Annotated in this window: 4 protein-coding genes; all 4 read right to left on the bottom strand. The window is 68.8% G+C overall.

From position 1 onward, the window contains the following. Window positions 1-903, bottom strand: a 903-nt coding sequence (locus ACYVE7_RS28375) for a type IV secretion system protein (protein WP_460368857.1), incomplete at its 3' end; no start/stop codon positions are given. Then, complete coding sequence (locus ACYVE7_RS28380; RefSeq protein WP_460368852.1) at window positions 848-1750, bottom strand: hypothetical protein; 903 nt, start codon at window positions 1748-1750, stop codon at window positions 848-850. The genes ACYVE7_RS28375 and ACYVE7_RS28380, both read right to left, overlap by 56 nt. Continuing rightward, window positions 1747-4197, bottom strand: a complete 2451-nt coding sequence (locus ACYVE7_RS28385) for an ATP-binding protein (protein ID WP_460368853.1) — start codon at window positions 4195-4197, stop codon at window positions 1747-1749. The genes ACYVE7_RS28380 and ACYVE7_RS28385 overlap by 4 nt, the downstream gene beginning before the upstream one ends. Continuing rightward, window positions 4194-5347, bottom strand: a 1154-nt coding sequence (locus ACYVE7_RS28390; protein ID WP_460368855.1) for a MinD/ParA family ATP-binding protein, incomplete at its 5' end; no start/stop codon positions are given. The genes ACYVE7_RS28385 and ACYVE7_RS28390, both read right to left, overlap by 4 nt.

Raw genomic sequence — 5347 nt, forward strand, 5'->3', positions numbered from 1 at the left:
CGAAGGGGCGCTGCCGGCCGGCTTGCCGCCGGCCGCGAGCGAACCGGACTTGCGGGTCGGCAGGTTGAGCGGCGGGGCGGTGCCTTCGCGTCCCGAACCGGCTTCGGCTGCGCGTCCCGCCTTCGGCGCGGAGGAGGCTCCGGTGGATCCGCCCGTCTCCTCGCCGACCCCGCCGAGCGCGGGAGCGCCCTCACGACGGACCAGCCGGGACAGTGCGGTGCCGGGCGTCTGCGCGACGGTCAGGGAGTTCTTCCTTACCGTCGCGATCGACTTCTCTAGCTCCGCCGATGACTTCTCGCGGTTGACGGCCGAGTAGCCGACCGCCGCGAACAGATGCTGGAACGGTTTGCGGTAGATGAACGCGGCACCCGTCACCAGGGCGATCAGCATGATCTGCAGGCCCCAGGGCAGGCCCTCGCCGAGGATCAGGCCGTACGCCCAGAGCAGCATCGAGAGCACGCCTATCAGTGCGGCTTGTTTCAGCAGCATCGACAGGAGCAGCTCCAGCCAACGGATCGCGATCACCCGTCCGATGCCCGGGTGGATCCCGATCCCCAGGAAGATCGGGCCGGCCACCAGGAGCAGCAGGAACGAGATCTTCACGATGATCAACGTCACCGAGATGATCAGGATCAGCATCCCTGCGACGAGCGCCGCGAACAGCCCGCCGAACGCCACCGCGAGCCGCGAAGTCCACTGCTTGCCCTGGAACACCGGATAGACACCCGGATAGTTCGCCTTGATGTCCTTCGCGACGGCCTTGTAGGCATCAGCCTTGGCCCCGAGGTCGATCTTCGCGGCCCCGTAGGTCTCAGGTAGGTCGATCGCCTGGGCGTACAGCAACTTGTCAGCGTTGTCCTTGACGACTTGCGCTTCGGGATCGGTCGTACCGAACTCCCCCATCAGCCAGGGCTTGCAGACCAGCGCCACCCACAGGCCGTTCGCGTTGCGAGTGGTCGCATCGAGCTTGGCCATGTCGACGGCTGGCTGGCCCTCTGGCGTGGGGATACAGGTCGTTCCTGCGGAGCTCTGCGGCAACGCCGCGTTGAACGCCGTGCTCGTGGCGTTCGAGACGGTGGTCCCAAGAGTCGTGAAGTCGCCGGGGCGAGAGATCAGCCAAATGAGGCCGACCATCGCGGCGACCATCCAGATGGTGCCCTCGGCGACCTTGGACGTACGCCTCCGGACGAGACCCCACCAAGCGAGAGTGGATCGCACCGAGAATGACGACGGGGGTCCAGTAGCGGGCGTTGAACGTCTTGCCCATGTTCTTGATGACGTCGTCGACCGTGTCCTTCAACCAGCCGAGCAAGGACTCGGAGGCGGCGGCCTGGTAGACGGCGATCGTGGTGCGGTCGATCGCTCGGACGAGAGTGAAGACCGTGTTGGCGACGGAGTTGCCCATCAGAGACATCGCGTCGCCACAACCCATGTCAACCGCGTACCAGGTCTGGCCTGCCGTGCCGTACCTGTCGTAGTGGGTCAGCTGGTTGCCGAGTGCCTTCTTCTGCTCTTCGGTCGGGTAGTCGGGAGGCTTGATCAGACCGTCGCTGCCGGAACCGTAGGCCTCCGGAGCCGGAGCATCGGCAGGAGCACAGGCATCGGGGCCGAAAGGTCCAGCTGCTGCGGGGCCGAGCGGCGTCAGCATGAACGCCGCCATGATCAGGAGCAGGAAAACAGACCGGCGACGCACCCGGCCAGTGCGCGACGCCTTGGCCGACGTGCGCTTCCGCCCGAAGATGGGCCTCATCCAGCGTTCTCCTCTGAGTCAGCCCCCGTCTTGGAAAGGACCGGCCGTTGCCGGGTGGGGTTGGTGTCGAGCCAGCGCTGGAGTTCGTCGGTGATCAAATCGACGCCGATCCGGCCCGCGCGGCCGTCCAGGTCCCGGAAGATGCACTCGCCGTTGCCGAGGTTGCGGAGCACGGCCATGTGCTCCTCGGAGGGTTCGACACCCAGCAGAGCCATCACGTGGCCCACCTCCACCCGTTCCGAGGAACGGAAGGAGAAGACCGACGAAAGACAGTTCGTCACCTGCTCATTCAACAGGTCGCCCGCGTTCTGCGAAACCAAGATCAACGCAGTATTGCGAGAACGCCCCATCCGCGACACTTCCGGCACCAGTTTGGCGCCTTCGGGTGTCGATGTGATGGCCCACGCCTCGTCCAGGAAGATGGCTTTGGGGAGGCGGCGGTCCAGTCCGTGCATCAGTCGGCGCGCGAACTGGCTGACCAGGTACATCAGGGCGACAGAGAGTCGTTGCTCATAGGAATGGTCTTCTCGCCCGATGGTGACATCGGGGAGGGTGAGGCCGCCGAGAGTGAAGACGGTCGTCCAGCCCTCGGTGTCGATCCGGTCGCCGCCCGACGGGTCGAAGCAGAGCGACGCCAGCCGCATCTCCGACATGGAGCGGAGTACCGCGCCGAGGTTCTTGGAGGCCGGGTCGTCGGCCGCCTCCAGATAGTCGACGACCCGGCCCAGCGACGGGCGTTCGCCGTTCGCGACCGCGCCGACGGCCTGGATCATCGCCGATTCGCGCTCCTCCGACATCCGGGGCAGCAGCAGCCGCAGCGTCTCGGTCGCCATCGTCTTCTTGGCGGCGAGGTCATCGCCGAAGGAGAACGGGTCGAGCAGGCCAGGGGCGGCCGTGCCGAGCGGCAGGGTGCGGGCCTTACGGCCGCGCGCCTTCAACAGCTCGACCAGGGCTTCGGCGTCGCCCTTGGGGTCGATCGCGGCGATCGTCACCCCGCGCAGCGCCATCTGGTAGATCAGCAGCAGGGCCAGCGTGGTCTTCCCTCCGCCGGGCTCGCCGGTGATGGCGATGGCCGTCGGACGGTTGCGGGCGGCCGCCACCAGCGGGTCGAAGTGGACGATGCTGCGGGCCCGGCCCAGGGTCTCGCCGACGTAGGGGCCCGTCCAGCCGCCGCCGTTGTCGTCGACCCGGTCCCCCAGATCGACGGTCGCGACCGGCATCCCGCCGGCGATCGTGCGGAGCGGCTGGCGCTGCGCGTAGGCGTTGAGACGGAGCCTGTCGCCGGGGAGCGACTCACTGAACAGGGAGAACTGGTCGCCCGTCGAGTTGACGACGTCGATGCCGATGTCGCGGTAGTGCTCGACGACGGCGTCCACACGCTGCAACAGCAAATCGTCAGTGTGGGCTGTCACGATGAGTCGATGCCAGCCGTAAACGAAGGGGAGGCGTTCCTTGGTGATGCCGTGTTCCAGCATCCGTGCCGCGTCGATCTGCTCGGCGAGCGCGATCGGGGCCTCGGCCCCCGCCTCGCGGATATGGGCGTCCATGTCGCGGGCGTGGGCGAGCTTACGGGAGACGTCCTTGGAGGCCATCGCGGGCGGGATCAGCCGCATCCGTGACGACATCTCGACCGGGAACGGCAGCGAGTCGGCGTAGTGCAGCCACGGCTCGCCGTCCGGGAACGGCATCAGATCGGGGAAACGCGCGAAGGACAGGTAGGCGGTGTAGGAGTCGCCGCCCGGCTGCTCCATGCGCAGATGGGAGCGGCCGTTGTGAATGGCGCCTTCGATGAGGGCTTCGATCTCGCCCGCGCCCCACCGCCGTTTCGCGACGGCGCTGGGCGGCGGATCGGCGAGCGAACCCGTCACGGCGTGCTGGAACAGCCAGGCGACCTCGGTGGAGGTGGCGTGGCGTGCTCTCAGCGCGCCTCCGGACAGGGCGCGGCCGAGCCGTTCGGCCTGCTCCGTCCAGCGTTTCACTTCGCCTTCGTTGATGGCGTCGTCTTCGAGGCCGAGCGCCGTCTCGGACTTGCGGTAGAAGCCCAGCAGCGTGCCGAGTGACCCTTGGAGCTGGACTCCGCGCCTGCCGAGCCGCACCCCCAGGTAGACCTCCTTCGACCAGAAGTCCTTCGCCCAGACATGCGCGTACATCTCTTCCAGGTAGGCGCGCCAGCCTTGGCCGTTGTCGCTGGTCCGGTCGAGTTTGAGCGCCCATTCGGCGGCCGGGTAGGTGCGGTGGGCGACCCTGAGGTGGACTTCGGCGTCCTGCATCCGGATCGCGGCGAGCGCGATCGTGATGTTGGTGGCGAGCGCCTCGCGCTCCTCGTTGGTCGTGAACTCGTAGCTGACGGTGGGCAGCCGGAAGTAGGCCCACGCGGCCTGGTCGGACAGCAGGATGCGATCGTCGAAGTACCGGACGGCCAGCCGAGAAGTCTTGGTCCGGCTCACTGTGCCCGCTCCTGTTCCTGGTAGCGCTCGGGAAGGGTGGTGAATCCGCCGGCGACGACTGCCGTGAGGGCCAGGTAGGCGCGCCGGGTGGGGTGGCGGAGGGTCTTCAGTTCGTTGCGGGGCGAGCGGTCCATGCTGAGATGATCGTCCCACGGAATGCGGACGAGGGCTCGGCACTGCCCCCGGGCGACCTGTTCGGCCTGCTCGACATCGGCCATGCTGCGGCGGCTCACCCCGTTGATCACGGTGACGGCCCGCTGCCGGAGATCGGCGTAGCCGTGCCCGTCCAGCCATTCGTAGGTCATGGCGACGGCGCGGGGCGCGTCGGCGCTGGCGGGCGCGACCAGGACGAGCTGGTCGGCGTGCGGCAGCACCCGGCTGACGACGGCGGCGGCGGCGTCCAGGAGCGTCACGCTGTAGAAGCGGTCGAGGGTGCGGATCGCCTGCGCGTAGTCGCGGTCGTCGAGGGCCTGCAGCGGGTTCTTGCCGGCGGCGACGACGTCGAGCCCGGACTTGGCGCGGCTGGTGTACCGGCGGATCGCGCCGAGGCTGCCGATCTGCTCGGCGTGCGCGATCAGGGACGTCAGGTTCTCGGGGCTGTCGGTCTTGGTCCTGCGGGCCAGCGCGCCGGGCCCGGGGTTGACGTCGAGCGCGACGATCGGTTCGCCGCAGTACTGGGCGAACGTGTGGCCGAGCATCAGCGCCGTCACCGTCTGTCCGGCGCCGCCGGTGCAGCCGAGCACGACGATGTGCCTGGTCCCCTGGAACGGCCGCTGCAGCCGCTCCACATAGTCCTGGTCGACGGGGTTGCCGCGGCTGAGCAGCCGTCGCAGCCCGCCGGGCTCCTCGATCTGCTGGTCGGGCGGTGTGATCGCCTGCACCCGCTCGACGGGCGCGGTGGGGACCACGATCGGCGCGGGCCGTGCCCGCACCGGCGACGCGGGCCCGCTGCGCACCTCCCGGGGGGGCGGCGGCAGTTCCTCGCGCCGCTCCACGGGCGGGTTGTGCTGCGGCAGCACCTGCGGCGGTTCCGGTTTGACGGCCTCCCCGCGCACCCTTTCCGGCAGCCGTTCCCGCCCGTTCCCGCCAGGCCAGACCGCTCTGCCGCGTCCTTCTCCGCTGCCCCGCGTGCTCCGCCAGGACGAGGCGC

Source organism: Actinocorallia lasiicapitis (assembly GCF_054778695.1).